A 24,160-nucleotide genomic window follows, 5' to 3' on the forward strand; every position below is an offset into this window, starting at 1 on the left:
CCGCACGGAAGGACCTCCGGGTGTCGCTCTTCACTCGCTCCCGTCAGCCATCGGACCCGGCCGGGGGCGGGGCGGAACCGGATGACGACACCGGTGGTGAAGCGACGGCGGGGAAACCGAATGGTGATCCGGTAACGGAGGATCCAGCAGGCGAGGGCACCGACGTACCGGAGGAAGCCCCCGAGAAGACCCCGGAGGTCGAACAGGAAGCCGCACCCCAGGAGGCGCCGGACGCGGCGAAGCCCGGCTGGTTCGGCTGGCGGCGCCGCTACCCCCGCACCGCACGCGGCGTCAGCGTCGGGACGACCGTCCTCGCCGGGGCCCTCGTGCTCTTCGCGCTCCTCGTGCCCAACCAGATGGAGAAGATCGAGTTCGCGTCGTTCATCCGGATTCCGGCCGAGGGCGTTCTCCTCGCGGGCCTGCTGCTCGCGCTGCCGCCGCGGGCCCGGCGGATCACGGCGGTGGTCTCGGGTGCGTTCCTCGGGCTGGTCACCATCCTGAAGTTCGTCGACATGGGCTTCTACCAGGTGCTGGCCCGGCCCTTCGATCTGGTCCTGGACTGGATACTGATCGGGAACGCGACGGACTTCCTGAGGGAGACGTTCGGCCGTACCGGGCAGGTGCTGGCCGTGGTCGGTGTGATCGTCCTGTTCATCGCGGTGCTGGTCCTCACGACGCTGGCCGTGGTGCGGCTGACGAACCTGATGGTCGGCCACCGTTCCGTCGCCGCCCGTACGACACTGATCCTCGGCACGGCCTGGATCACCGCCATGACGCTGGGCGTGCAGATCGGCAGCGTGCCGTTCGCCACCAAGGGGAACGCCGAGTTCATCGGCAACCGGGTGGACCAGGTGCAAGCGGGCCTGAAGGACGCGCGGGTCTTCCGGAAGCAGGCCGCCGTGGACGCCTTCGCGAAGACGCCGCCCGACCAGTTGCTCACGGGGCTGCGCGGCAAGGACGTGCTGTTCACCTTCATCGAGAGCTACGGCCGTGTCGCGATCGACGACCCGGCGATGGCGCCGCAGATCGACTCGGTGCTCAAGGAGGGCACCAGCTCGCTGAAGGCGGCCGGTTTCGAGTCGCGCAGCGGCTGGCTGCAGTCGCCGGTGACGGGCGCGGGCAGCTGGCTCGCCCACTCGACGTTCCTGTCCGGGCTGTGGATCAAGAACCAGCAGCGGTACCGCAGCCTGACCACCAGCGATCGCATGACGCTGACGAACTACTTCGGCAAGACGAAGGCCTGGCGGACCGTCGGTGTCGTGCCCGGGGTGCGCCGGGCCTGGCCGGAGGGGAAGTACTTCGGCCTGGACCACATCTACGACTCCGAGCACCTCGGTTATCACGGCCCCTACTTCAGCTGGACGCCCGTGCCCGACCAGTTCAGCATGGAGGCCTTCCAGCGTCTGGAGCACGGCAAGAAGGACCGTGAGCCGATCATGGCGGAGATCATCCTCGCCTCCAGCCACAATCCCTGGTCGCCCATCGCGAAGATGATCGACTGGCAGGACCTCGGCGACGGCTCGGTGTTCCACCAGATCAAGAAGGAGGGCACCAACCCGACGGAGGTCTGGAAGGACCCGGAGAAGGTGCGCACCGAGTACCGCAAGGCCATCGAGTACTCGATCCGGAGCCTGACCGAGTGGCTCGAGCGCTACGGCGACGAGGACACGGTCCTCGTGTTCCTCGGCGACCACCAGCCGGTGCCGACCGTCACCGCCGGGGACACCGGCAAGGACGTGCCGATCACCATCGTCGCCAAGGACGAGAAGGTCCTGGACCGGGTCGCCGACTGGGGCTGGACCGACGGCCTGAAGCCGGCCGAGAACGCGCCCCGGTGGGGCATGGACAAGTTCCGCGACCGCTTCATGACGGCGTACGGTCCGCAGGGCTGAGGAACTCCTCCACGGCCACGAGGAACTCCTCGGGCCGAGCTTCGTGCACGAGATGCCCGGCGTCGATCGTGATGCGCCGGGCATCGGGAAGCAGTTCGGCGAAGGCGGCGATCTGCTTCTGGGGGATCGGACTGGCCGGCCCACCACCGATCAACAGCGTGGGCATGGTGATCCGCCCCATGTGGTCCCACCACACAGGATCCGGGGCGTTGCGCTGCCGGTCGGTGGCGAGGATCATCGCCCAGTCGTACGACAGGTCCCTGCCGGGACGTTCGGCGAGCGGGCGCGGCGGGTCCAGGGGGAAGGGCGCGGGTACGTCCTTCAGTACAAGTCGCCGTACGAGGTGCGGGCTGTGCTGGGCGAGCAGGTAGGCGACGGCCCCGCCGAGCGAGTGGCCCACGACGTCGGCGCGGGCGATACCGAGGGCGCCGAGGAGGGCGTGCACGTCATCGCGCAGGGTCGCGTAGGCGTAGTCGCCGGGCCAGTCACTGCGGCCGTGTCCGCGAAGGTCCGGGGCGTAGATGCGGCCAGTGCCGGGGCGATCTCGGACCAGCCGGCGCCGTCGGCCCCGCGGGCGTGGAGGAGCAGGACGGGCGGCGCGTCCTGCGGTCCCCAGGCGCGGTGGGCCAGGGTGATGCCGTTCGCCTGTACGGTGCGCGGTTCTGCGTCCATGCCGGGCACGGTAGCGAGGGATGCTCAGGAGACGGGGCCATCTCTGGCGACAGCAGAAGGAGGCCTTACTCCTGTCCGGAGGAGCCGGAGAGGAAGGCGGTCACGCGTCGCACGAACCACGCCGGGTCGTCCAGCCACGGGTAGTGCCCCGCCCCCGGCTGCACCGCGAACTCGCCCGCCGGGAAGGCCTCGGCGGCATGCCGGGCAAGACCGGGACGCGGGCCGCCATCGACCTCGCCGGCCAGGACGAGCACTGGGGCGGTGACGCGGGCGAGCGCGGTCCGGGTCGTGTCCGGGTCGTATGCGCCGTCCGCGCCGTAGAGGTCTGCCGCGTCGTCGTTGGTCTCGCCCTCCTCTCGGTCGGCGTGGGCCTGGGCGGCGTCGTCCCAGCGTCCGTAGAAGAACGGGAGGAACACGGGGTCGAAGTCCCCGGTGCCGGCCAGCCAGGCCTCGAACGCCAGGAAGGCGTCCGTGAACCAAGGCTCCGGTTCGCGCAGCCGGGCCGCCGCCAGCCGGTCCTCGGCCGTCGCCGGCAGACCCAGCGCCCAAGGGGTGGTGGTGACCAGCGCCAGCCGTCCCAGCCGGTCCGGATGGCGGGCCGCGTAGAGCATGGCGAGACTCCCGCCCGCCGAGTGCGCGAGCACGTCCATCCGCTCGAGGCCCAGGTGCCGCCGCAACGCCTCGACGTCGTCCACGAGCCGATCGCAGCGGTACGTCTCGGGATCCGCCGGGATCTCGGACCGCCCCGTGCCGCGCAGGTCCAGGAGGACCAACTGCCGGTGCGCGTCCAGGCCGCCCAGGTTCCCGAGGTACGCGGAAGCCCGCATCGGGCCGCCGGGCAACACGACGAGAGGCTCGCCCTCGCCGCGGATGTGGCAGGCGAGTCGGGTCCCGTCGGTGGCGCTGAAGACCGGCATGCGGTCGATCATCGGGCGCAGGCGTGGTCGGTGGCAACGGAGTTGTCAGAGCGGGTGCGGGGACGGCAGGTCGGGAAGTCCGTCGGGAGCGCCGAGCCAGGCGGCGAGTGCGACCGGCTCCGGCTGGGTGCCGGTCTCGGCGGTGATACGGGCGAAGGCGGCACGGACGACCTCGGGGCGGTGGGTCAGGGCCCGTGCCGCGATCGCGTCGGCGGTGTCCTCGAGCCGTGGACCGGGCGAGGACACCAGGGCCTCCCAGCGCAGCGCGAGCCCGAGCCGGGTCCATGGTGGAGAGACCGAAGGCCGCGGCGAGGCCCCACAGCAGCACCCCTCACTCGTTACCCAGGACCGTGGCCATGCCGGTCCTCCGGCCGTTCACCACCGCTCGGCGCAGGATCACGACCGTGCTTGGCCCTGGGACCATGGCGATCAGGAAGGCCGCACCGACGAACGCAACGACGGCAGTCATCATCGGCAGCATCGCCAAGCGTGTTGATGCGCCACAGGCTCTTGTTGGCCCAGCGGACGTGTTCCGCAGCTGGGCCGTTGAGGCGAAGACCACGGTCGGGTTCACGCCGCTGAGAAGGCCGGAATCGGATGGACACGGCTCGGTACGGTGGCCGATGATCTCCGGCATGATCCGGGCCGCCACTGTGGACGACATCGCGGAGATCCGCGCGATGATCCGCGAACTCGCTGAGTACGAACGGGCTGCTGAGCAGGCCCGAGCGACCGGGGAGCAGCTCCGCGACGCGCTGTTCGGAAAACATCCCGCTGCTTTCGCACTGATCGCTGAGGACGACGAGACGGGGCAAGCCGTGGGCTATGCCCTGTGGTTCCCCCGCTTCTCGACCTGGACCGGCACGCGCGGCATGCACCTGGAGGACCTCTACGTACGGTCGCACGCCCGAGGTGGAGGACACGGCAAGGCTCTGCTCGCCTCCCTGGCCGCGGTCTGTCAACAGAACGGCTACGAACGCTTCGAGTGGTGGGTCCTGGCCTGGAACGAACCCACGATCGACTTCTACAAGTCGCTCGGCGTGGAGCTGCTGAACGAGTGGACGGTATGCCGGCTGAGCGGTGAACCACTCAAGGAACTCGCTGCCCAGGCCCCGGCAGTCCTCACCCAGACCCCGGCCCTGTAGGACGGAGGGTCATGCAACCTCCTGTCGCAGCTGTGCTCGAAGCCCACCGGACACTGGAAAGGCTCGTGGCCGGACTGAGCGACCAGCAGGTCGCCGAGGCATCCGCCCTTCCGGGCTGGTCACGCGGCCACGTCCTCGCGCATCTCACCGACAACGCGAGAATGTTCGCCCGTCTCGCGGAACATGCCCTGCGCGGTGAACTGGTCGCGGGCTACGACGGCGGGGTCGACGAGCGTAACGCGATCATCGAGGCGACGGCTCGCCGCAGCGCAGCCGAGCATCGCGTGCAACTCGCCGCGCACACGGCCGGGCTGGAGGCATCCTGGGCACGCGCCACCGACGTGGACTGGAGCCGTCCAGTTACGTTCCGCAACTCGAACCTTGCCGCAACCGTCTTCGCACGCTGGCGCGAGGCATGGATCCACATGGTCGATCTGGAACTCGGCGTGCGGCCGGACGACTGGCCCGAGGACCTGGCCGCACACGCCATCGACTTCCTCCTCAGCCGCCTTCCGGCAGGCACACGCGTCCGTGCCGAGGACGTGGGCCGCCAGTGGTCCGTCGGTGACGGACTGCCGGGCACGGTGGTTACCGGAGGCGTGCGCGACCTGGCGGCCTGGCTGGCCGGACGTACACCCGTGGTGTCATCGGTGGCGGCGGAAGAGCTGTCTGCTCTCGGGCCCTGGCCTCCCCACCCTCCACAGCGCCTGGACCGCCTGTGACCTCGTCACCTGCATCGCGCCGTAACCGCGTGCCCGTGGCCAGCCGACAGCCAGTTCCGTTCTCGAAGGGAAGGAGCGCCATGCGTGCCGATATCGTTTGGTGGGACCTGTCCGCCTCCGGACAGACCATCGCGTCCATGCGTGAGTACCTGCGTGAGGAATCTGTCGCCGTGTTCTCCGAGGTGCCTGGGCTTCGCTTCAAGATGTGGCTCTCCGATCCGGACACCAACCGGTGGGGAGCTGTTCTGTTGTGGGAGTCGGAAGAGGCGTCCCAGCAGGCGCTGCCCAGCCGGGCCCTCGAACTCATCGGCTACCCACCGCAGGTCGCGCACAGGTTCGACGTGGAGGCCACGACCGAAGGTCGATACGAAACGCAACGACTCGCCCTGCAAGGGCTGGCCTTCGCCGAAACAACGCAGAGGAAGTCAAGCTGACGGTCAACCAGAGGGAATGGCAGGTCCTGGCCTCCGCTTGTTTCGCCGCGTCCACGGCCCACGCGTACCTCTGACAACTCCACGCCTTCAATGCGCTCAAGAGTCGTCGTCGTGATTGCAAGCGGCCCCGAAATGCTGATTGCGAGGCGTCAGCGCAGTGCAACCACGCCCGCGTGGACGGCATGCATCGCGCGCTCGACAGTCTCCTGATTTTCGCCGACAGGAGCCACGTAGTCGATGACGGCGCGCGCGGCGTCCTCCCCGAGTACCCGGGTGATCACCCAGGTGGCGAGATACTGAGACGCCAGGCAGCCGCCCGCCGTAGCGATATTCCCCTCGGCATGGAACGGCGCGTCCAGCACGGTGACGCCACAGGCCTCGACGTACGGCCGGCTCTTCTTGTCTGTGCAAGCCGGCATGCCATCCAGCAACCCGAGCCGGGCGAGCAGGCCCTGTCCTCCCGAAGCTGCCGCGAAGTGACAAGTAGCGCTCTGTTACTCGTGTGACGTTCCGTCACGTAGGACGGTGTGGCCGTTTCATAGGTGATCGCTCGTGAAACACCCGGCCGCGCGCTCGTCCACCTGCAGCAATCATGTTTCATGAGTTGTTGCGAATAGCTGGACGCCTGAAACACCCTCATGAAACAGTCCGGGGCGGTGAGTGACGACTTCAAGCGCGTGGAATCGCACGACTGCCCGATGTCCACCTGCGCTGCCGCCGCGGGGTCCCCGTGCAGGACCGGCAAGGGCAAGGTGGCGATCCAGTACCACACCGCCCGCTTCCGCCTGGTGCCCCAACTCGCCAAGGCGCTCAGCGTGCCGACCCCCGCCGTACGCAAGCCAGGCTCGGCGTGGACCGAGCTGCCCCGGCCCGTGCGCGCCGGCACCGACCCGGTCGGACACGTCCGCCTCGGCTACGCCCGCGCCTCGAGCGCCCGGCAGTCCCTCGACGCACAACTCGACTCCCTCGGCGAGGCCGGGGTCACCCGGATCTTCTCGGAGAAGATCTCCACCCGTGCCACCAAGCGACCGGAGCTGGAGGCCGCCGTAAAGCTCGCCGGGGAGATCCGCTCCTCCGGCGTCGCCGTCACCCTCGTCGTACACGAGCACAAACGGCTCGGCCGCGGCATCGAACTCGCCATGCTCGCCGAGGAGCTGAAGGCGAGCGACGTCGGTCTGGAGTTCCTCACCGGAGAGCTGAAGGGCTCCCACGACCCGTCCGGCATCGTCTTCACCGTGCTCGCGGCCATGTCCGGAATGGAGCGCGAGTACATCCGCGACCGCACCCTCGAAGGCCACGAGAGCGCACGGAAGCGCGGCAAGACCATTGGCGGCGCCGGGGTGACCGACGACGACATGCTGTCCATGGCCCTCCACCTACGCGACCAGGAGATGAGCCTGCGCGACATCGCCAAGCGCCTAGTCATCACCACCGGCGCGAAGAGGGGCCAGCACCCCTCGCCCGCCACCGTCATGCGGATGCTGCGGGAGCACGACGAACAGGCCGCCAGAGCGGCAACCACGTGATCATCCGGCTGGTTTGCGGCTGGTGTCTGAGCTGGAACTCCAAGGCCTCCATGCCCGACATCGCGGCGAGCACGGTGAAGACGACGCCGTCCGGGTCATGGCTGCCCTGGAGGTCGCCGGTGAGGAACTGCAGGCCGATGCCGCCCGCGCGCAGGTGCTGGGGGATGCGTCAGCCGGCGAGGTTCTCCTCGACCCACTGGCGGAGGTCAGTCACGGGGATCGCGTGGCGTGCGTTGTAGGTGTCGTCCTTCGCCCACGCGACGCCGCGGCCCTGCGCGAAGACCGCCCGGTACTTCCGCGTCATGTTGTCCGGGTCGGCGGCCAGCTCGTCGAGCAGCGACGGAACCGTCCACACCACACGGCGGAACGGACGCTCCAGCACGGTCTCGAGCGTCTCGGCCAGCTCGCCGTAGGTGATGGTGTCACCGGCGAGGTAGACGATCTCGTCGCGGATGCGAGGTTCGGCGAAGAGGATGTCCGCGGTCAGAACGCCGATGTCTTCGGGCGTCGTCACGGTGACCGCCGTCTCGAGACTTCCCAGCGCGTTGACGGTGTCGCCGGGCAGGTCCACCATGCCCGAGCCGGGCTCGAAGAGGTAGTTCATGAACATGCCGGTAGAGATGATGACCCACTCGGTCTGGTCCTGGGACCGGAGCAGGTCACGGACGTCCAGCTGGGAGTCGAAGATGTCCTGCGGGCTTCCTCGGCCGATGACGTCGAAGTCGACGCCGAACTGCCACGGGAAGTACCGCGGGACCCTCGCCTGGAGGGCGGCTTGGGCGACCTTCATGGGTGTCTCGAGGCCGGCGGTGATGCCCGTGCACCCGATGACCGTGTCGTAGTCGGCGAGGACGGAGGCGAGCTCGTCGACGGTGTTCTTCACGAGGTCCCCTTCGACGATCTTCACGCCCAGGTTCTTGATCTCAGCGACGTCGCGCTGCTTGTCGGGTGCCGTGGACGCGATGGCGCTGGCCCGCAGGAGCACGCTGACGGATGAGCCCTCCACGTCTTTCGCTCGTCGGACGACGTTGCGGATGACGGGCATGCCGAGCTCCCCGGCTCCGATGATGAGGATGTCCCGGGAGGCGGGGATCGAGCTGTCGTTGGTCATCTGAGGGGCCCTCTCGTGTTCGCCTTTCCCCAGTGTGTTCTGGTCGCTGGGGTCTCGAAAATCACCGTAGACTTTGACATCAGTGTCAAGGTCAAGTCGTCGGCTGACGAGGAGGAGCGAGTGATGAAGATCAGTGAGGCCGCCCAAAAAGTAGGAGCCCCGGCTCGGATGCTCCGCTACTACGAGCAGCAGGGGCTCATCGAGTCGTCGCGGTCGACCAACGGTTATCGCGACTACTCCGAGGACCAGGTCGAGCATGCACGTCACGTCCGGGCGCTCGTCGAGGCTGGTCTGTCGACGAAGATGATCAAGATCGTGCTGGACATCGAGGCTCCCTCGACCCAGGACGCAGCAGGCGCGTGCACCCAGACCCTGGCAGAGGAGCTCGCTCGCGAGCTGCGCGTCGTCGAGAACAGGATCGTGTGCCTGGAGAAGAGCCGAGACGCGGTGATCGACTACCTCCGGCGAACGGGCCACGCAGACCTGCTGACCCCAGCGTGACTCGCAACCCCCGGGACCCGAGGGTGGAGGGGCATGGCCCCGGCCTGTGGGCGACGTCGGCCTCAACGGCGTCGACGCCGGCCGCCTGGCCAGCACCCATGCGTTGTGGATTGGTGCAGCGGGTGAGACACCGCAACCTCTGAGCGCGCCGTCCGTGCGGCATTCCCGGCCTCGCGACGAGTCGGCTCAGTACTGGAGAGAGCGCCCCCCGGACCATCCGAACCAGCGGTCGATTGCGACGTGGACTGTGACGAGCGGGCTGTCCCTGGCGGGGTAGTCCCTGCCGAGGAAGTGTCGCGACAGCCGGTCGATGTCAGCCAGGCCCTCGTCGGGCTTGATCGACACCACGTGACCCCGGAGGGAGATGTGGGTGCCGAAGTCGTGGGCGGCGTCCTCATCTTCGCGGGCGACGACCTGGGGCTGTCGACACGCGTGACCGGCGGCAGGGCGGACACCCTGATGGAAACCGTGGCGGCCGCCGTCGACCGTGCGGGCCTGGCGGTGGGAACGGCCCCCGTTCAGGGAAGCGGTGACAGCAGACTCCTGGGCGGCGTCCTGTGTATCGGGCACGGTGCCTCGCTCTCGCCGTGCTTGCCGGTGACCGCGACCCGCTTGATGCCCATGTTCGTGCCCAGCGCGAACAGCACCAGCAGCAGCCGACGCCGCAGTACCGCCTTCGGCACCGCCTCCCTGGTGGCCACCGAGGCGAATTCGGAGGTGAACCCGGTCGCGAACTCGGCCTCTTTCAGGATGTCGATCAGGTCGATGGTGCCCCACCGCCGCTCGATCTCGGCCTTCAGCGCGACGAGGTTCTCCGGCTCTGCCTGCTTGCCCAGCGGCGACACCTTGATCCACGGCTCGCCGTGCTTCTTGACGATGTCCACGCCGCCCGTGGTGCCCAGCTCCAGCGCAGTGTCGAAGCGGGTCAGGGCCTCGCGCAGCCGCTTCTTCAACGCCTCGATGAAGGCGTGCGGGTCCTGCGGCTGGCGGATCGCGTCGTAGTGCACGTCGCGGTTGTCCTCGAAGTCCGGCGGCAGATCGTCCTCCGGGTTCTGCCACCGGCCCGTCCCCAGCACCCAGATCTCCCGGCGCCGCAGCGCGTCCCGCAGCGACACCAGCACGCACAGCTCGTAGGGGATGCGCTCGACCCGGCCGCGCTCGTCCACCACCGCCTTGCGCCACTCCTCGCGCACCACCCCGGCCAGCGGGATCTTCTCCGACTCGTCGAAGAAGGCGCCCTCCTTGGCGATGGGCTGGTCCAGGTACCTCATCAGCAGGTCGATGGCGTCCATCACCGGCCGGTACGCGGTGTTGTTGCACTTCAGCTCCAGCGCGCCCAGCAGCGGGGAGAGCCTCCGCCGCCAGTGCGCCGAGTACGACGAGCGCAGCACGGTCCGCACCCGCGCCCGGTAACGGGCCTCGTTCGCCGCGGCCTCCGCCGCCAACGCCTTCAACGTGGACTCCCCGGCCACCGGATAAATCACCCTGCGCACCGTGCCGCCCGGCTCCGCGACGGCCGCCTCCGCCAGCCTGAGCAGGATGCCCTCCTTGCCGCGCACCCGCTTGAGGTCCTTGGCGAACTCGCCCTCGACCTTCTTCTCCGCCCGCGTATTGATCCGCCGCACGAGCTGGATGAACAGCTCCACCAGCGAATCGGTGATCTCCGTCTGCCGCACATGGCAGAGCGCGGCCAGCAGCGTGTACCGCACCGGAGAGGCCGCCGCCCGCAGGTCCGAGGGGTACTCCTTCGACGCCCGCGCCCGCCACGCCGCCACCAGCTTCTCCGACACATCCCCGAACAACTCCGGCGCCAGCTCCAGCGCGCGCACCCGCTGGAGCTTGTTCACCTCCGCCAGCAGACTGTCCAGGCCCAGCGCGCCCGGGTCCGCCTTCAACTCCGTGAAGAAGGTGACGCCGCCGCCCGCGGACTCCTCCGAGCCGGTGTCCTCGGCGACCAGGTCGTCCAGCCGGGAGCGGGTCGCCACCGACAGACGGTCCACGGTGGCCGCGCAGAACCGTTCCTCGAAGGTCTTCACCGCCGAGCCCACCAGCCGGGCAACACGTCCTGGCGTCGGCGGCTCCATGCGGTCGCCCCGGCACCGCACGACCACGGCCTCCGCCAGCCGGTCCCGGTTCAGCTCCACCCCGCACAGCTCCGCAGCCAGCCACTCGGCGAGCTGGGCCTGGTCATCCTCGGTGCACTCACGGAAGCCGAACGCGCCCCGGATCTCCATCCGGTGCCGCTTGATCGCCCGCCCCGACCAGTCGTAACCGGCCCACTCCTCCGCCGGCACCTTCACCTGCTGGGCCACGTACGACACCGCGGGCACCGGGATCTCCCCGGCGTCCTCCGGGAACCGGGCCTCCACCTCGAAGAACTTCAGCAACAACGCGAACCCCAGCCGGTTCGCCCCCGACTTGTTACGTAGCCGCTCCTGATCCTCTTCCAGCAGCGTCCAGACCTCGATCAGATCCTCCGGCTCCCAGTCCTGCCGCACCCCGCGCTCCCTCCGGTCGTCGTGACCGGACCAACCTCGCGGAACAGCCCCCTCAACAACCTCAGAGGATCGAAAACCCAGACAAGCTCACCCCTGATTTGCTACAGAGCGCTACTTGTCACTTCGCGGCAGCTTCGGGAGGAGAGGGCCGTCACGGTCGACTCGTCCGGACGCTCGGCCTGGAAGCGGACCTCGACCTTCGCCGCGTCCTCGACGACGTGGGCCGCGGTCAGGACGTGCCCCGCGGCGACGAGGTACCCCGAACCGCGGCGGCGCGAGCCGCCGTTCGTGGTGACGATGATCTTGGCGACGCGCTCCGGCACCAGCCCTTGGTCGGCTACCATACGCGCTCGGTCATCGCTCGCCGACGGCCTCGTCGCCCGCGATCCAGGCGGGTTGCGGCGGTCCTCCGGTGACCGGGACGGTCGTGGGCGTGAGGGTGAGTTTGACGCGTTGCGTCTGCGCGTTCGCGTAGGTGCCCTTCGTGCTCGCGTCGACGCCCCAGAACCGGACCTTGGCGTTCGCGCCGGCCTCGCGGGTGACGGCGACGGTCGCCTCGATCTCGACGGGCCCGGCCTCGAACCGGATGGCCTCGCCCGCGCCGTCCGCGAGCGCGGTGGTCAGCTGGCTCCTCAACTCACGGATCTTGTCCGACAGTTCGATCACGACGCCCCCCTCGTGCCCGCTACCGCGCTACCCGGAGACTACCGACCCCGTCCCGCCCCCGAGGTCCTTTCTGAGCTCCCGCTTGAGGATCTTCCCGCTGGCGTTGCGCGGGAGTTCGTCCACGAAGAGCACTCTCTTCGGCGCCTTGAAATGCGGCAGATTCTCGCGGACGTGGTCGATCAGTTCCGCCTCCGTGACCTCGCCGCGCGGGACGACGACGGCTGTGACGGCCTCGATCCAGCGGTCGTCGGGGAGGCCGACGACCGCGACCTCGGCGACCCGGGGGTGGGTGTACAGGGCATCTTCGACCTGGCGGGAGGCGACCAGGACGCCGCCGGAGTTGATGACGTCCTTCACCCGGTCGACGATCGTGAAGTAGCCGTGCGCGTCGCGGACCGCGAGGTCGCCGGAGCGGAACCAGCCGTCGCGGAAGGCCTCGGCGGTCTCCTCGGGCTTGTCCCAGTAGCCCTCGCACAGTTGCGGGGAGCGGTACACGATCTCACCCGGGCTGCCGTCGGGTACGTCCTCGCCGTCCTCGTCGACCACGCGCGCGTCGACGAACAGCACGGTACGGCCGCAGGAGTCCATGCGGCCCTTGTGCTCCTCGGGGGCGAGGACCGTGGCGAGGGGGCCGATCTCGCTCTGGCCGAAGCAGTTGTAGAAGGCCAGCTTCGGGAGGCGTTCCTTCAGCCGTTCCAGTACGGGGACCGGCATGACCGACGCCCCGTAGTAGGCCTTGCGCAGTCCGCTCAGGTCGCGGGTGGCGAAGTCGGGGCGGTTGGACAGGGCGATCCAGACGGTGGGCGGGGCGAACAGACTGTCCACGCGGCCCGCTTCGACCAGGTCGAGGAGCCGGTCGCCGTCGGGTGCGTCGAGGACGAGGTTCGTCGCACCGACCGCGAGGTAGGGCAGCAGGAAGACGTGCATCTGCGCCGAGTGGTACAGGGGCAGCGAGTGCGCGGGGCGGTCGCCCGCACTGAGGTCGAGGGCCGAGATGGCGCTCAGGTACTCGTGCACCAGGGCCCGGTGCGTCATCATCGCGCCCTTGGGCAGCGCGGTCGTCCCAGAGGTGTACAGCAGTTGCACGAGGTCTTCGGGGCGCGGCTCGGGGCCGTCGTACACGGGCGCCTCGGCCAGCCGCGCGAGCAGCGAATCGCCGGCGTCGCGCAGGGGCGATGTCCGTACTCCGTCGGGGAGCCGGCCGGCGAGGTCCGGGTCGGCGAGGACCAGGGAGCTGCCGGACTGGCCGACGATGTAGGCGAGGTCGTCTCCGGTGAGGTTCTGGTTGACGGGTACGTGCACCAGGCCGGCCCGGGCGCAGGCCAGGAAGGCGATCAGGTAGGCGTCAGAGTTGTGGCCGTAGGCGCCGACCCGGTCCCCGGGGCACAGGCCCTGGTCGAGGAGGACACTCGCCGCGCGGGAGACCGCGGTGTCGAGTTCGTCGTAGGTCCAGGTGCGCTCGCCGTACTCCACCGCGATGCGCGCCGGTGTGCGCCGGGCGCTGCGCCGTAGGACTCCGTCGACCGTGCTGCCGTGTCCGGGCGTCGTCATGACAAGTGATCCTCGGTCGGGCCGCCCGGGGAGGTCAAGGACCGACCGGCTCAACCCTGCCGCCGTCAGAGGCGTCCGGTGTGATGGTACTGACGTATGAACGCAGAACATTTGTACGCTCATGTCTCCTTACCCTCAACGATGTTGGAGGGCACCATGCGCAACCGCCTGAGACGCCTCGTCCTCGGGGCCACGGCCCTGTTCACGGCCGCGTCCGCGTTACCCGCGGCCGCCGCCCCGGGCCCGGGGCGTGCGGAGCAGCACCCTTCCCGCGACGGCCTGTCCGCCGTCATCCGCTACACCGAGTACGGCATCCCTCACATCCTCGCGAAGAACTACGCCGACCTGGGCTTCGGCACGGGCTGGGCGCAGGCCGCCGACGAGGTCTGCACGCTCGCCGACGGGTTCGTGACCCTGCGGGGCGAGCGCTCCCGGTACTTCGGTGCCGACGCGGCGGCCGACGGCGCCCTCTCCGGGGCCAGGACGAACCTCGCCAGTGATCTGTACTTCCGCGGGGTCCGGGAGAGCCGCACCGTGGAGAAGACGCTCGCCGAGCCCGCTCCCGTGGGCCCGAGCGGCGAGGTGCGGGACATGATGCAGGGCTGGGCGGCCGGGTACAACGCCTGGCTGAAGAAGAACAAGACCACGGATCCCGCCTGTGCGGGCGCCTCCTGGGTCCGTCCGGTCACCGAGCTCGACGTGGCCGCCCGCGGTCTCGCCATCGCCTCGATCTCCGGCGAGGGGCGCTTCGTGGACACGATCACGACCGCGAAGCCCCCGACCGGAGCAACGCCCGCCGCGAGCGGCCCCTCCGTCCGCAAGCCGGACGTGAAGGCCGTGGCGAAGGCGGCGGACGAGCTGTGGGGCGACCCCGGCATGGGCTCCAACGCGGTCGCCTTCCGCGGCGACACCACGGCGAACGGCCGCGGTCTGCTGCTGGGCAACCCGCACTATCCCTGGGAGGGCGGGCGCCGGTTCTGGCAGTCGCAGCAGACGATCCCCGGCGAGCTGAACGTCTCCGGCGGCTCCCTGCTCGGCACCCCGGCGATCTCCATCGGGTTCAACGCACATGTGGCGTGGAGCCACACCGTCTCGACCGGCGTTCCAGCCAGCTTCCACCGGCTGACGCTGGATCCGGCCGATCCCACGACGTACCTCGTGGACGGTGAGCCGGAGCGGATGAAGAAGCGGATCGTGACGGTCGCGGTGAAGGACGGCGCGCCGGTGACCCGCACCCAGTGGTGGACCCGCTACGGGCCGGTCGTCACCTCGCTCAGCGGCCAGGTCCCGCTGCCGTGGACCAGCACGACGGCGTACGCCCTGTACGACCCGAACGCCTCCAACCTCCGCTTCTCCGACACCTCGCTCGGTTTCAGCAAGGCGCGGAGCACGGACGAGGTCCGCGCCTCACTCGCGCGGCACCAGGGCATCCCCTGGGTGAACACGATCGCCGCCGACCGGGCGGGACACTCCCTCTACACCCAGTCCCAGGTGCTCCCCCGGATCACGGACGGGCTGGCGGAGCGCTGCTCGACGGAGCTCGGCCGGACCACGTATCCGGCGTCGGGCATCGCGATCCTCGACGGCTCGCGCGGCGACTGCGCCCTCGGCAGCGATCCCGGTGCCGTGGTGCCGGGCATCTTCGGCCCGGCGAGGATGCCGACGCTGGAGAACGCTCCGTACGTGGAGAACTCGAACGGCACCGCGTGGATGACCAACGCCGACCGGCCGATCACCGGCTACGAGCGGGTCTTCGGCACGGTGGGCACGCAGCTCGGCCTGCGCACGCGCGGCGGGATAGAAGACGTGGCTGCGATGGCGGACAAGGGCCGTCTGACCGTGCGCGACCTGCAGCGGCAGCAGTTCGCCAACAGGGTGCCCGCGGGCGATCTCGCCGCCGAGGGCGTGGCACGGGCGTGCGCCGCGCTGCCCGGCGGCAGGGCGACGGGCAGCGACGGCACATCCGTCGACGTGTCGGAGGCCTGCGGGGTGCTGAAGGCGTGGGACCGCACCATGGACACCGGGAGCCGGGGCGCGCTGCTCTTCGACCGGTTCTGGCGGAGGCTGGAACAGGCGGTGCCACCGGGCCAGTTGTGGAAAGTGCCGTTCTCGGCGGCCGATCCGGTACGAACGCCGAACACGCTGAACTCGGACGCTCCCGGCCTGGCCACCGCCCTCGCCGACACGATGACGGAGCTGCGGGCCGCCGGCATCGCGCTCGACGCGCCGCTCGGCTCGCACCAGTTCGTCGTCCGCGACGGCGAACGCCTTCCGGTGCCGGGCGGTGCGGGGCAGCTCGGCGTGTGGAACGTGATCCAGCCGACGTGGGACGCGGCCGGCGGGGGCTACACGGAGGTGCCGTTCGGCTCCAGCCATCTCCAGGCGGTGGGCTGGGACGGCAGTCGCTGTCCGGTGGCCCGCACCCTGCTGACGTACTCCCAGTCGTCGAACCCAGAGTCGCCGCACTTCGCCGATCAGACGCGCCTTTTCTCCGGTGAGAAGTGGGTGACGTCGCGCTTCTGCGAGAAGGACATCCTGTCCTCGCCGAAGCTGAAGGTCGTCCGGGTGCACGAGCGGCACTGACCGTGTCGGGTGGGGTGCCGCTCCCGCGTCGAAGGGTGGGGCGGCACCCCGTTCATCCCGCCCGGCGGCCGTACATCAGCCGGCGCAGCACCGTTTCGGCGGGGCCGCGGTGGCCGGCTCGTTCCAGGACGTACGCTCCGGCCACCGTGACCAGCCAGACGGCAAGCGCGAAGAGCGCCATGGTGGCGCTGCCCAAGTGCTCGCCGAGGCCGAGCCCCCAGGCGGCCAGCACCGGGGCGAAGAGCAGCGAGTGGGCGAGGTAGCAGGACAGGGAGCGTTTGCCGACGGAGGCCACCGCGGTCACCGCCGTCGCACCGCGCCGGGTCGTGCGAGTGGTCCACCAGTGCGCGAAGAGGGCGACGGCCGCGACATAACCGAGGCCCGCGGCGTTGCCGGTGATGTCGCGGAGCACCGTGAGCGCTCCGGACTCGCTCTGCGTGTCGTCCGGCACGTGGAGGACGCCGATGTGGGCGAGTGCGGCGGGCAGCGCGCCGAGCCAGCCGACCGCGATGCCGAGCACCGCCGTCCGGCGCAACAGCGGCCGGTGGCGGCCCGGTTCCTCCAGGATGCGGCGCCGTGCGGCCAGGAAGCCGAGCAGGAAGAGGATGAACCCGCCGCCGACGAGGGTCAGCGGGGCGGCGACGAAGGTGACGAACAGGCCGGTCTGGAGTCGGGTCCCCGCCGCGGTGAGCCAGTTCTCCTCCTGCGCTGCGTACGCCGTGAAGCCCGGATCGGCCCCGGCGTCGCCGAACGTGCCCACTTCGCCCCGGAGCAGGGCCGAGAGAGCCGGCCCGGCCGAGACGAGCACGATCAGGGCGACTCCGATCCCGATCCACCACTTCAGGGCGCGTTCGCCGCGTCGCAGGAAGGCCAGGCCGAGGACGAGGCTCAGGACTCCGTAGAAGCCGATGATGTCCCCCGCCATCAGCAGGACGGCGTGCGTCAGGCCGATGACGATCAGCCAGAGGCTGCGCCTGCGCAGGACCTTCGCGGCGTCGCGCGGGCCGGTGCCGGCGGCGGTCTGGCGGAGGTAGAGCTGCGTCATGCCGTAGCCGAACAGGAAGGCGAAGAGCGGATAGACCCGCAGGTCGAGCACGATGATCATGGTGAACTGCACGGCGTGGTCCAGCCACGAGCCGTCCACGGGCTGCCATCCGGAGGGCCCGCGCGGGGCCGCCCAGAGGTGGAAGGCGGTGTTGGACAGCACGATGCCCAGCAGCATGATCCCGCGTGCGAGATCGGGGGCGAGTGCCCGCTCGCCCGGCCGTACGCCTCCCCGCCGCAGCGGTCCCTCTTCGGTCGCGATCGTCATGTCGTCAAGCTAGGAAAGCGGGACGCGGCGGGACATCGGCCGGAGGGCGAGCGCCCTTCGACCAAAGGATGACGTCCGTGCGACCAAAGCCGCCGCGCACCTCACACCGGTCGGTTCCGGCCCTCCCAGTACGGCTCCCGCAGCCGCCGCTTGTACAGCTTGCCGTTGGGGTCGCGGGGCATCTCGGTGATGAAGTCGACGCTCCGGGGCCGCTTGTAGCCGGCGAGCCGGTGCGCGCAGTGGTCGAGGAGGTCGGCCGCGAGGGCGGGTCCGGCCCGGTGTCCGGGGGCCGCCTCGACGACCGCCTTGACCTCCTCGCCCCAGTCGTCGTGCGGGATTCCGAAGACGGCGGCGTCCGCGACGGCGGGGTGGGCGAGCAGGGCCGACTCGATCTCGGCCGGGTAGATGTTGACGCCGCCGGAGATGATCAGGTCGATCTTGCGGTCGCGCAGGAAGAGATAGCCGTCCTCGTCGAGGTGGCCGAGGTCACCGACGGTGAAGAAGTCGCCGATGCGGTTCTTGCGGGTCTTGGCCTCGTCCTTGTGGTACGAGAAGCCGCCGGTGTTCATCTTCATGTAGACGGTGCCGAGTTCACCGGGCGGCAGCCGGTTGCCGTCGTCGTCGAAGATCGCGAGTTCGCTGATGGGCCAGGCCTTGCCGACCGTGCCGGGCTTCTTCAGCCAGTCCTCCGCGGTGGCGAAGGCGCCGCCGCCCTCGCTGGCCGCGTAGTACTCCTCGACACAGGGGCCCCACCAGTCGAGCATGGCCCGCTTCACGTGGTCGGGGCAGGGCGCGGCGCCGTGGATGGCGTGCCGCATGGCGGAGACGTCGTAGCGGTCCTTCTCCTCGTCGGGCAGGGCCAGCAGACGGTGGAACTGGGTGGGGACCATATGGGTGTGGGTGCAGCGGTGGTGGTCGATGAGGCGGAGCATCTCCTGGGGCGTCCACTTGTCCATCAGGACCAGCCGGTGGCCGATGTGCAGGGACGCGCCGGCGAACTGCAGGACGGCTGTGTGGTAGAGCGGCGAGCACACCAGGTGCACGTTGCCGCCGAACGGCCGGATGCCGAAGATGCCGAGGAAACCGCCCAGGTAGGCCTCCTCCGGCGGCTTGCCGGGCAGGGGGCGCCGGATGCCGCGGGGGCGGCCGGTGGTGCCCGAGGTGTAGTTCATGACCCAGCCGAGGGTGCGGTCGGCGGGCGCCGACTCGGGCTGTCCGTCGAGGAGTTCGGCGTGAGGCCGGAATCCCTGGACCGCGCCTACGGCGTACCGGTGGGTGGCCGGGAGGCCCGCCTCGTCGGCGGCGTGGCGTGCCGCGTCCGCGAAGCGCTCGTGGGCGAGGAGGACCTTGGCGCCGGAGTCGGAGACGATCCACGCGATCTCCGGTCCGACCAGGTGGTGGTTGACCGGGACGAGGTAGAACCCGGCCTGGCTGGCGGCCAGATAGGCGGTCAGGAACTCGACGCCGTTGGGCAGGACCACGGCGAAGGTGTCGCCACGTTCGAGTCCGGCCGCGCGCAGGCCGTGCACGAGCCGGTTGGCGGCGGCGTGCAGGCGTCCGGCGGTCCACTCCTCGCCGTCGGGCGCGACGAGCACGCTGCGGCCGGGGTCCTGTGTGGCCTGGGCCCAGAAGCCCACTGCGGGTGTGCTCACGACTGGCCGCTCCTTCCGGCGATGCGGTTGACGCGGTCCACGGCCTGTTCGAAGCCGCGGGTGAGGTCGTCGAGGACGGCCTGGACGCTGCGTTCACTGTTCATGCGGCCGACGATCTGCCCGACCGGGGTGCCGAGCAGCGGTTCGACCTCGTGCTTCTGGATGCGCGAGACGGCCTCGGCGACCAGCAGGCCCTGCAACGGCATGGGCAGGGTGCCGGGCCCGGCCGGGTCGTCCCAGGCGTCGGTCCACTCGGTGCGCAACTGGCGAGCGGGCTTCCCCGTCAGGGCGCGGGAGCGGACGGTGTCGCCGGAGCCGGCCGCGAGCAGTTTGCGGGTCAGGGCGGGCGAGTGGAGGTCCGCTTCCGTGGTGGTCAGCCATATGGAGCCCAGCCACACACCCTGAGCCCCGAGGCTGAGCGCGGCGGCCACCTGCTGTCCGCTGCCGATGCCGCCGGCGGCCAGCACGGGCAGCGGGGCGACGGCGTCGACGACCTCGGGGGTGAGCACCATGGAGGCGATCTCGCCGGTGTGGCCACCGGCCTCGTAGCCCTGCGCCACGACGATGTCGATCCCGGCTTCCTGGTGCTTGCGGGCGTGCCGGGCGCTGCCCGCGAGGGCCGCGACCAGTACGTCCTGGTCGTGGGCGCGTGCGATGACGTCGGCGGGCGGGGAGCCGAGGGCGTTGGCCAGGAGCCTGATCGGGTAGTCGAAGGCGACGTCGAGCTGGCTGCGGGCGACCTGCTCCATCCAGCCGGTGATACGCCAGCCGGACGCCTCGCCCTCGGCGAGCTCGGGCACGCCGTGCTTGGCGAGGGTGTCCAGGACGAACTGCCGATGCGCCTCGGGGATCATCGCCTCGACGTCGGCTTCGGTCACACCCTCGACCTTCTTCGCCGGCATCACGACGTCCAGGCCGTACGGCCGGCCGTCCACGTGTGCCTCGATCCAGTCCAGGTCGCGTTTGAGCTCGTCGGGCGCGGTGTAGCGGACCGCGCCGAGCACGCCGAAGCCGCCTGCCCTGCTGATGGCCGCGGCGACGGCGGGGAACGGCGTGAAGCCGAAGACGGCGTGCTCGACTCCCAGTTTCTGGCTCAGCTCCGTCTGCATGGGCGAAGGATGCCGGAGTCCTCCGGAGGACGGAAGGGGTTTTCTGATGCTCCGTCAGATTCGGAGTGGTCCCGGTTCATGCGCGCCGTCTATTTGTGGAGGCGTGTGGCGGACATACTTCATGGGGCATGCGCGACGGTTGAGGCGGAGGGGTGTGCGCGATGACCGACAGACCGGCGAGTGATGAACTGACCCGACGTCAACTGGGCAGAGCGGGCCTGGCCCTGGGCGGTGCCCTCGCCCTCGCTCCGCTGCCCGCGGGCCCCGCCGAAGCCGCCCCGGCGGCGACCGGCCACCGCCCCACCCTGCGACACGGCTCCGCCGCTCGCGCCGGCCTGCTGCCCTCGCACCTTCGCGGGCTCGTCACCGACGCCGAGGCGTTCCTCGGCCCCTCCCCACGCACCCCTGGTACGCGGGCGCCGTCCTGCTCGCCGGACGCGGCGGCACCGTCGCCCTGCACCGGCCCATCGGCATGGCGGTGCGCTACCGGGCCTACGACGAGAAGACCGACGCCGGTGTGGAGTTCCCGCCGGACGAGCAGATTCCCATGGCCGAGGACACCGTCTTCGACCTGGCGTCGGTGTCGAAACTGTTCACCTCGATCCTCGCCGTGCAGCAGATCGAGCGGGGCGAGCTGGAGCTGGAAGGGAAGGTCGCCTCGTACCTGCCGGACTTCGGACGGGCCGGCAAGCAGGACATCACGATCCGTCAGCTTCTCACCCACACCTCGGGTTTCCGCGCGTGGATCCCGCTGTACAGCGCGCCGACGTACGAGGAGAAGCTCCAGCTCATCTGGAACGAGAAGCCGGTGAGCGCGCCGGGCACGGCGTACCTGTACTCGGACCTGAACCTCGTCTCGCTCCAGCTCGTGCTGGAAGGGATCACGGGCCGCTCGCTGGACACCCTCCTGCGGGAGGAGATCACCGCGCCGCTCGGTATGCGCCGTACCCGATACAACCCGCCCGCCTCCTGGCGGCCGGGGATCGCGGCCACGGAGGACGCACGCCCTCCCTGGTCCGGCCTGGCCCGAGGCCTGGTGTGGGGTGAGGTGCACGACGAGAACGCCTTCAGCCTGGGCGGGGTCGCGGGGCACGCGGGTGTGTTCTCCGACGCGTGGGACCTCGCGGTCCTCGGCCGTACGCTGCTCAACGGCGGTGTCTACGGGCGGGCGCGGATCCTGCGGCCCGAGTCGGTGGAGCTGATGTTCACCGACTTCAACACCGCCTTCCCCGGCGACGAGCACGGCCTCGGCTTCGAGCTCTACCAGCACTGGTACATGGGCGCTATGGCGACGCCGCGCACGGCCGGGCACACCGGCTTCACGGGCACCTCGCTGGTGCTCGACCCGACGACCGACTCCTTCCTCGTGGTGCTGGGCAACTCCGTGCACCCGGTGCGCAGTTGGCGTTCGGGGTCGGCCCCTCGGGTCGCCGCCGCGAACCACCTGGCACGGGCCGTGCCGGTCCGGCCGGTGCGAGGGCGCGGCGCCTGGTTCTCCGGGATGGCGGTCTCCGCGACGGCGACGCTCTCTCTCCCCGCGCTCGACACGTCCGGCGGCGGGGCGCGGCTGCGCTGTGCGCTGTGGTGGGACACCGAGCCGAAGGCCGACGTCCTGGTCCTGGAGGCCACGGCCGACGGCGGCACGACCTGGCAGCCGGTGCCCTTCACGACGTCCCGCCGGGGCGAGGAACCCCGGCAGCATCCGTCGGGCTCGGTCACCGGCTGGTCCGGCCGCGTCTGGCACCGGCTCACCGCGGACGTCCCCGCCGCACGGGAACTCGCCCTGCGCTGGCGGTACGCGACGGACCGGCTGTATGCAGGACGCGGATGCTACGTGGACGGACTACGGGTCGAGGCCGCAGGCGACGCCTTGTTCGACGAGACACGCCCGGCGGACGCGTCGCGCCTTCGAGCGGCGGGATGGACGCCGTCGGCGGACTGAGGGGTCACCGGGGTTCCTTCTCCAGTACCGCCATGGCCGCGTTGTGCCCGGGCACCCCGCTCACTCCGCCGCCGCGCACGGCTCCGGCACCGCACAGCAGCACGTTCGCGTGGCCGGTCTCCACGCCCCAGCGGCCGGTGCCGTCCTGGGCCCAGGGCCAGCTCAGGTCGCGGTGGAAGATGTTGCCGCCGGGCAGGCCGAGGTCCCGCTCCAGGTCGAGCGGGGTCCTCGCCTCGACACAGGGACGCCCGTCCGCGTCGGTGGCCAGACAGTCGGCGAGCGATTCGGCCAGGTGTGCGTCGAGCTGAGCGAGGGTCGACTTCAGCAGCTCTTCACGTACGGCGTCGTTGTCCCGGTCGAACAGGCGGGCCGGGGTGTGCAGCCCGAAGAGCGTGAGCGTCTGGTAGCCCTGCTCGGCCAGGTCGGGACCGAGGATGGTCGGGTCGGTGAGCGAGTGGCAGTAGATCTCGGAGGGCGGAACTGCGGGCAGCTCACCGGCGGCGGCCTGGGTGTGGGCGGCGGCCAGTTGGCGGTAGCCCTCGGCGATGTGGAAGGTGCCGGCGAACGCCTCGCGTGGGTCCACGGCGCTGTCCCGCAGCCTCGGCAGCCGCTTGAGCAGCATGTTCACCTTCAACTGGGCACCCTCGGCGGGAGCCGGGTGTGTGTCGCCGGTCAGCCGTGCCAGGGCCTGCGGAGAAGCGTTCACCAGGACGTGCCGGGCGGCGACGGTGTCCTCGTTGCCGGCCGTGCGGTAGGTGACCTCGGCCGTACGGCCGTCCGTGTCGATGCGCAGCGCCTCGTGGCCGGTGGCGAGGACGGCGCCCGCGGCGCGTGCCGTGTCGGCCAGTGCGTCGGTGAGGGCGCCCATGCCGCCGACCGGCACGTCCCAGTCGCCGGTGCCGCCGCCGATCACGTGGTAGAGGAAGCAGCGGTTCTGCTTCAGCGAGGGGTCGTGGGCGTCGGCGAACGTGCCGATGAGCGCGTCGGTGAGCACCACGCCGCGCACCAGGTCGTCCGCGAACCGCTCTTCGACGGCGACCCCGATCGGCTCCTCGAAGAGCGTCCGCCAGGCCTCCTCGTCGTCGAGTCGGCCGCGGAGTTCCTCCCGTGTGGGCAGCGGCTCGGTGAGGGTCGGGAAGACCCGCTGGGCGACGCGTCCGGTCATGCCGTAGAACTCCTGCCAGGCCCGGTATTCGCGATCCGATCCGGTGAGCCGGGCGAAGGCCTCCCTGGTCCGCCGCTCGCCGCCGCCGACGAGGAGCCCGGTGGGCCGGCCGTCGCGCTCGGTGGGCGTGTAGGAGGAGACCGTGCGGGTGCGGACGCGGAAGTCGAGGCCCAGGTCCCGGACGATCTTCTTCGGCAGCAGGCTGACCAGATACGAGTACCGGGACAGCCGGGCGTCGACCCCGGCGAACGGCCGGGTGGACACCGCCGCGCCCCCGGTGTGGTCCAACTGCTCCAGAACCAGCACGGAGCGGCCGGCCCGGGCCAGGTAGGCGGCGGCGACCAGGCCGTTGTGTCCACCGCCGACGATGACGGCATCGTACGTCCGGTGTGCGCGGGGTCCCTCGGGTGCGGTCATGGTTCTTCGTAACACGGGGTGATCCGGGTCGGCCAGACGGGCGGCGACTGGGTGCTCGGGTGGGGCGTCGAGTCTGAGGGGCGGGCTGTTCGGCCGTCGGCATTGAGTCGGGCGGCTTGCTCTGCGATGCGGGTGCCGAGGAGGACGGCGGCCTGACGACCGTCGGCGTCCAGACAGGCGGCGGGCCCTCGACCATCGGTGTCGAAGCAGGCGGCAGGCCCTTCGGCCACCAGGATCGAGACGGGCAGCGTGCTCTGCCATGCGGGTGCCGAGACAGGCGGCGGCCTGACGACCGTCGGCGTCCAGGCAGGCGGCGGCCTGACGACTGTCGGCATCGAGGCAGGC

20 protein-coding genes and 2 pseudogenes are annotated in these 24,160 nt (G+C 70.4%); 8 read left to right on the forward strand and 14 right to left on the reverse strand.

What is annotated here, in order from left to right; translation table 11 throughout:
- The first annotated feature begins 20 nt into the window (after positions 1–20).
- Positions 21–1,892 carry a sulfatase gene (locus ACQEV8_RS01580; protein WP_432956668.1) on the forward strand — a complete coding sequence of 624 codons (1,872 nt, stop codon included), beginning with the start codon at positions 21–23 and terminating at the stop codon, positions 1,890–1,892.
- Here the strand turns inward: ACQEV8_RS01580 and ACQEV8_RS01585 are convergent.
- From ACQEV8_RS01585 to ACQEV8_RS01595, 3 genes are read right to left on the reverse strand one after another with little or no spacing between them, the layout of a single operon-like run.
- Positions 1,864–2,592, reverse strand: a complete 729-nt coding sequence (locus ACQEV8_RS01585; RefSeq protein ID WP_432972314.1) for an alpha/beta fold hydrolase — start codon at positions 2,590–2,592, stop codon at positions 1,864–1,866. The two genes, ACQEV8_RS01580 and ACQEV8_RS01585, sit on opposite strands and share 29 nt — an antisense overlap.
- Before the next feature lie 37 nt (positions 2,593–2,629).
- Positions 2,630–3,481: an alpha/beta fold hydrolase gene (locus ACQEV8_RS01590; protein ID WP_432956670.1), complete on the reverse strand. Its 852-nt coding sequence runs from the start codon at positions 3,479–3,481 to the stop codon at positions 2,630–2,632.
- A 45-nt stretch (positions 3,482–3,526) separates the two neighbouring features.
- Entirely contained in the window at positions 3,527–3,727 is a 201-nt protein-coding gene (locus ACQEV8_RS01595; protein WP_432956671.1) for a hypothetical protein, read from the reverse strand.
- Between the two features lie 389 nt (positions 3,728–4,116).
- Here ACQEV8_RS01595 and ACQEV8_RS01600 point away from each other — a divergent pair, with 389 nt between their 5' ends.
- The 3 genes from ACQEV8_RS01600 (at position 4,117) to ACQEV8_RS01610 (ending at position 5,782) form a co-directional block, all read left to right on the forward strand.
- Positions 4,117–4,626 (forward strand): N-acetyltransferase family protein, encoded by a 510-nt coding sequence (locus tag ACQEV8_RS01600; RefSeq protein WP_432972317.1) that lies wholly within the window; start codon positions 4,117–4,119, stop codon positions 4,624–4,626.
- A gap of 11 nt (positions 4,627–4,637) precedes the next feature.
- On the forward strand, positions 4,638–5,348 hold the full coding sequence (locus tag ACQEV8_RS01605; RefSeq protein WP_432956673.1) for a maleylpyruvate isomerase family mycothiol-dependent enzyme: 711 nt from the start codon (positions 4,638–4,640) through the stop codon (positions 5,346–5,348).
- Between the two features lie 80 nt (positions 5,349–5,428).
- Entirely contained in the window at positions 5,429–5,782 is a 354-nt protein-coding gene (locus ACQEV8_RS01610; RefSeq protein ID WP_432956675.1) for a hypothetical protein, read from the forward strand.
- Between the two features lie 149 nt (positions 5,783–5,931).
- Here ACQEV8_RS01610 and ACQEV8_RS01615 read toward each other — a convergent pair.
- Positions 5,932–6,234 (reverse strand): annotated as a pseudogene (locus tag ACQEV8_RS01615) (AraC family transcriptional regulator); the annotation flags it as partial.
- Between the two features lie 204 nt (positions 6,235–6,438).
- On the opposite strand from ACQEV8_RS01615, the gene ACQEV8_RS01620 reads away from it, so the two are divergent.
- Positions 6,439–7,308 (forward strand): recombinase family protein, encoded by an 870-nt coding sequence (locus ACQEV8_RS01620; protein WP_432956678.1) that lies wholly within the window; start codon positions 6,439–6,441, stop codon positions 7,306–7,308.
- Between the two features lie 169 nt (positions 7,309–7,477).
- Here ACQEV8_RS01620 and ACQEV8_RS01625 read toward each other — a convergent pair whose 3' ends face one another.
- The gene (locus tag ACQEV8_RS01625) at positions 7,478–8,419 is read right to left on the reverse strand and encodes an aromatic alcohol reductase (protein WP_432956680.1); all 942 of its coding nucleotides are present in this window, start codon (positions 8,417–8,419) and stop codon (positions 7,478–7,480) included.
- 123 nt (positions 8,420–8,542) lie between these two features.
- On the opposite strand from ACQEV8_RS01625, the gene ACQEV8_RS01630 reads away from it, so the two are divergent.
- Entirely contained in the window at positions 8,543–8,920 is a 378-nt protein-coding gene (locus ACQEV8_RS01630) for a MerR family transcriptional regulator (protein ID WP_432956681.1), read from the forward strand.
- Between the two features lie 186 nt (positions 8,921–9,106).
- Here the strand turns inward: ACQEV8_RS01630 and ACQEV8_RS01635 are convergent, their stop codons facing one another.
- The 5 genes from ACQEV8_RS01635 to ACQEV8_RS01655 all read right to left on the reverse strand — a co-directional run bounded on the left by ACQEV8_RS01635 (position 9,107) and on the right by ACQEV8_RS01655 (position 13,635).
- A complete protein-coding gene (locus ACQEV8_RS01635) occupies positions 9,107–9,490 on the reverse strand; it encodes a hypothetical protein (RefSeq protein ID WP_432973403.1) in 384 nt (127 codons plus the stop codon).
- Entirely contained in the window at positions 9,439–11,418 is a 1,980-nt protein-coding gene (locus ACQEV8_RS01640; protein WP_432956683.1) for a DUF4158 domain-containing protein, read from the reverse strand. Before ACQEV8_RS01640 ends, ACQEV8_RS01635 begins: the two co-directional genes overlap by 52 nt.
- Positions 11,419–11,519: 101 nt before the next feature.
- Positions 11,520–11,762: a hypothetical protein gene (locus ACQEV8_RS01645; protein WP_432956684.1), complete on the reverse strand. Its 243-nt coding sequence runs from the start codon at positions 11,760–11,762 to the stop codon at positions 11,520–11,522.
- A gap of 10 nt (positions 11,763–11,772) precedes the next feature.
- A complete protein-coding gene (locus ACQEV8_RS01650; RefSeq protein ID WP_432956686.1) occupies positions 11,773–12,084 on the reverse strand; it encodes a trypco2 family protein in 312 nt (103 codons plus the stop codon).
- A 27-nt stretch (positions 12,085–12,111) separates the two neighbouring features.
- Positions 12,112–13,635 carry an acyl-CoA synthetase gene (locus ACQEV8_RS01655; RefSeq protein ID WP_432956687.1) on the reverse strand — a complete coding sequence of 508 codons (1,524 nt, stop codon included), beginning with the start codon at positions 13,633–13,635 and terminating at the stop codon, positions 12,112–12,114.
- A 156-nt stretch (positions 13,636–13,791) separates the two neighbouring features.
- Here ACQEV8_RS01655 and ACQEV8_RS01660 point away from each other — a divergent pair, with 156 nt between their 5' ends.
- On the forward strand, positions 13,792–16,218 hold the full coding sequence (locus ACQEV8_RS01660; protein ID WP_432956689.1) for a penicillin acylase family protein: 2,427 nt from the start codon (positions 13,792–13,794) through the stop codon (positions 16,216–16,218).
- A 52-nt stretch (positions 16,219–16,270) separates the two neighbouring features.
- Here ACQEV8_RS01660 and ACQEV8_RS01665 read toward each other — a convergent pair whose 3' ends face one another.
- The 3 genes from ACQEV8_RS01665 to ACQEV8_RS01675 form a co-directional block, all read right to left on the reverse strand.
- Positions 16,271–17,530: a DUF418 domain-containing protein gene (locus ACQEV8_RS01665; RefSeq protein WP_432956691.1), complete on the reverse strand. Its 1,260-nt coding sequence runs from the start codon at positions 17,528–17,530 to the stop codon at positions 16,271–16,273.
- Between the two features lie 101 nt (positions 17,531–17,631).
- Positions 17,632–19,182 (reverse strand): acyl-CoA synthetase, encoded by a 1,551-nt coding sequence (locus tag ACQEV8_RS01670; RefSeq protein WP_432956693.1) that lies wholly within the window; start codon positions 19,180–19,182, stop codon positions 17,632–17,634.
- Positions 19,179–20,291 carry an NAD(P)H-dependent flavin oxidoreductase gene (locus ACQEV8_RS01675; RefSeq protein WP_432956696.1) on the reverse strand — a complete coding sequence of 371 codons (1,113 nt, stop codon included), beginning with the start codon at positions 20,289–20,291 and terminating at the stop codon, positions 19,179–19,181. Before ACQEV8_RS01675 ends, ACQEV8_RS01670 begins: the two co-directional genes overlap by 4 nt.
- Positions 20,292–20,452: 161 nt before the next feature.
- Between ACQEV8_RS01675 and ACQEV8_RS01680 the strand changes: the two are divergent.
- Positions 20,453–22,233 (forward strand): annotated as a pseudogene (locus ACQEV8_RS01680) (serine hydrolase).
- 4 nt (positions 22,234–22,237) lie between these two features.
- Here the strand turns inward: ACQEV8_RS01680 and ACQEV8_RS01685 are convergent.
- Positions 22,238–23,815 carry a phytoene desaturase family protein gene (locus ACQEV8_RS01685; protein WP_432956697.1) on the reverse strand — a complete coding sequence of 526 codons (1,578 nt, stop codon included), beginning with the start codon at positions 23,813–23,815 and terminating at the stop codon, positions 22,238–22,240.
- Between the last annotated feature and the right edge of the window lie 345 nt (positions 23,816–24,160).

Origin of the sequence: Streptomyces sp. CA-179760, assembly GCF_050937045.1 — a bacterium.
Classification (GTDB): Bacteria; Actinomycetota; Actinomycetes; order Streptomycetales; family Streptomycetaceae; genus Streptomyces.

Coding starts and splice junctions, on each gene's coding strand:
- ACQEV8_RS01590 (WP_432956670.1), bottom strand. CDS start 3,481: ATGCCGGTCTTCAGCGCCACCGACGGGACCCGACTCGCCTGCCACATC.
- ACQEV8_RS01675 (WP_432956696.1), bottom strand. CDS start 20,291: ATGCAGACGGAGCTGAGCCAGAAACTGGGAGTCGAGCACGCCGTCTTC.
- ACQEV8_RS01605 (WP_432956673.1), top strand. CDS start 4,638: ATGCAACCTCCTGTCGCAGCTGTGCTCGAAGCCCACCGGACACTGGAA.
- ACQEV8_RS01600 (WP_432972317.1), top strand. CDS start 4,117: ATGATCCGGGCCGCCACTGTGGACGACATCGCGGAGATCCGCGCGATG.
- ACQEV8_RS01685 (WP_432956697.1), bottom strand. CDS start 23,815: ATGACCGCACCCGAGGGACCCCGCGCACACCGGACGTACGATGCCGTC.
- ACQEV8_RS01625 (WP_432956680.1), bottom strand. CDS start 8,419: ATGACCAACGACAGCTCGATCCCCGCCTCCCGGGACATCCTCATCATC.
- ACQEV8_RS01610 (WP_432956675.1), top strand. CDS start 5,429: ATGCGTGCCGATATCGTTTGGTGGGACCTGTCCGCCTCCGGACAGACC.
- ACQEV8_RS01665 (WP_432956691.1), bottom strand. CDS start 17,530: ATGACGATCGCGACCGAAGAGGGACCGCTGCGGCGGGGAGGCGTACGG.
- ACQEV8_RS01655 (WP_432956687.1), bottom strand. CDS start 13,635: ATGACGACGCCCGGACACGGCAGCACGGTCGACGGAGTCCTACGGCGC.
- ACQEV8_RS01630 (WP_432956681.1), top strand. CDS start 8,543: ATGAAGATCAGTGAGGCCGCCCAAAAAGTAGGAGCCCCGGCTCGGATG.
- ACQEV8_RS01645 (WP_432956684.1), bottom strand. CDS start 11,762: ATGGTAGCCGACCAAGGGCTGGTGCCGGAGCGCGTCGCCAAGATCATC.
- ACQEV8_RS01660 (WP_432956689.1), top strand. CDS start 13,792: ATGCGCAACCGCCTGAGACGCCTCGTCCTCGGGGCCACGGCCCTGTTC.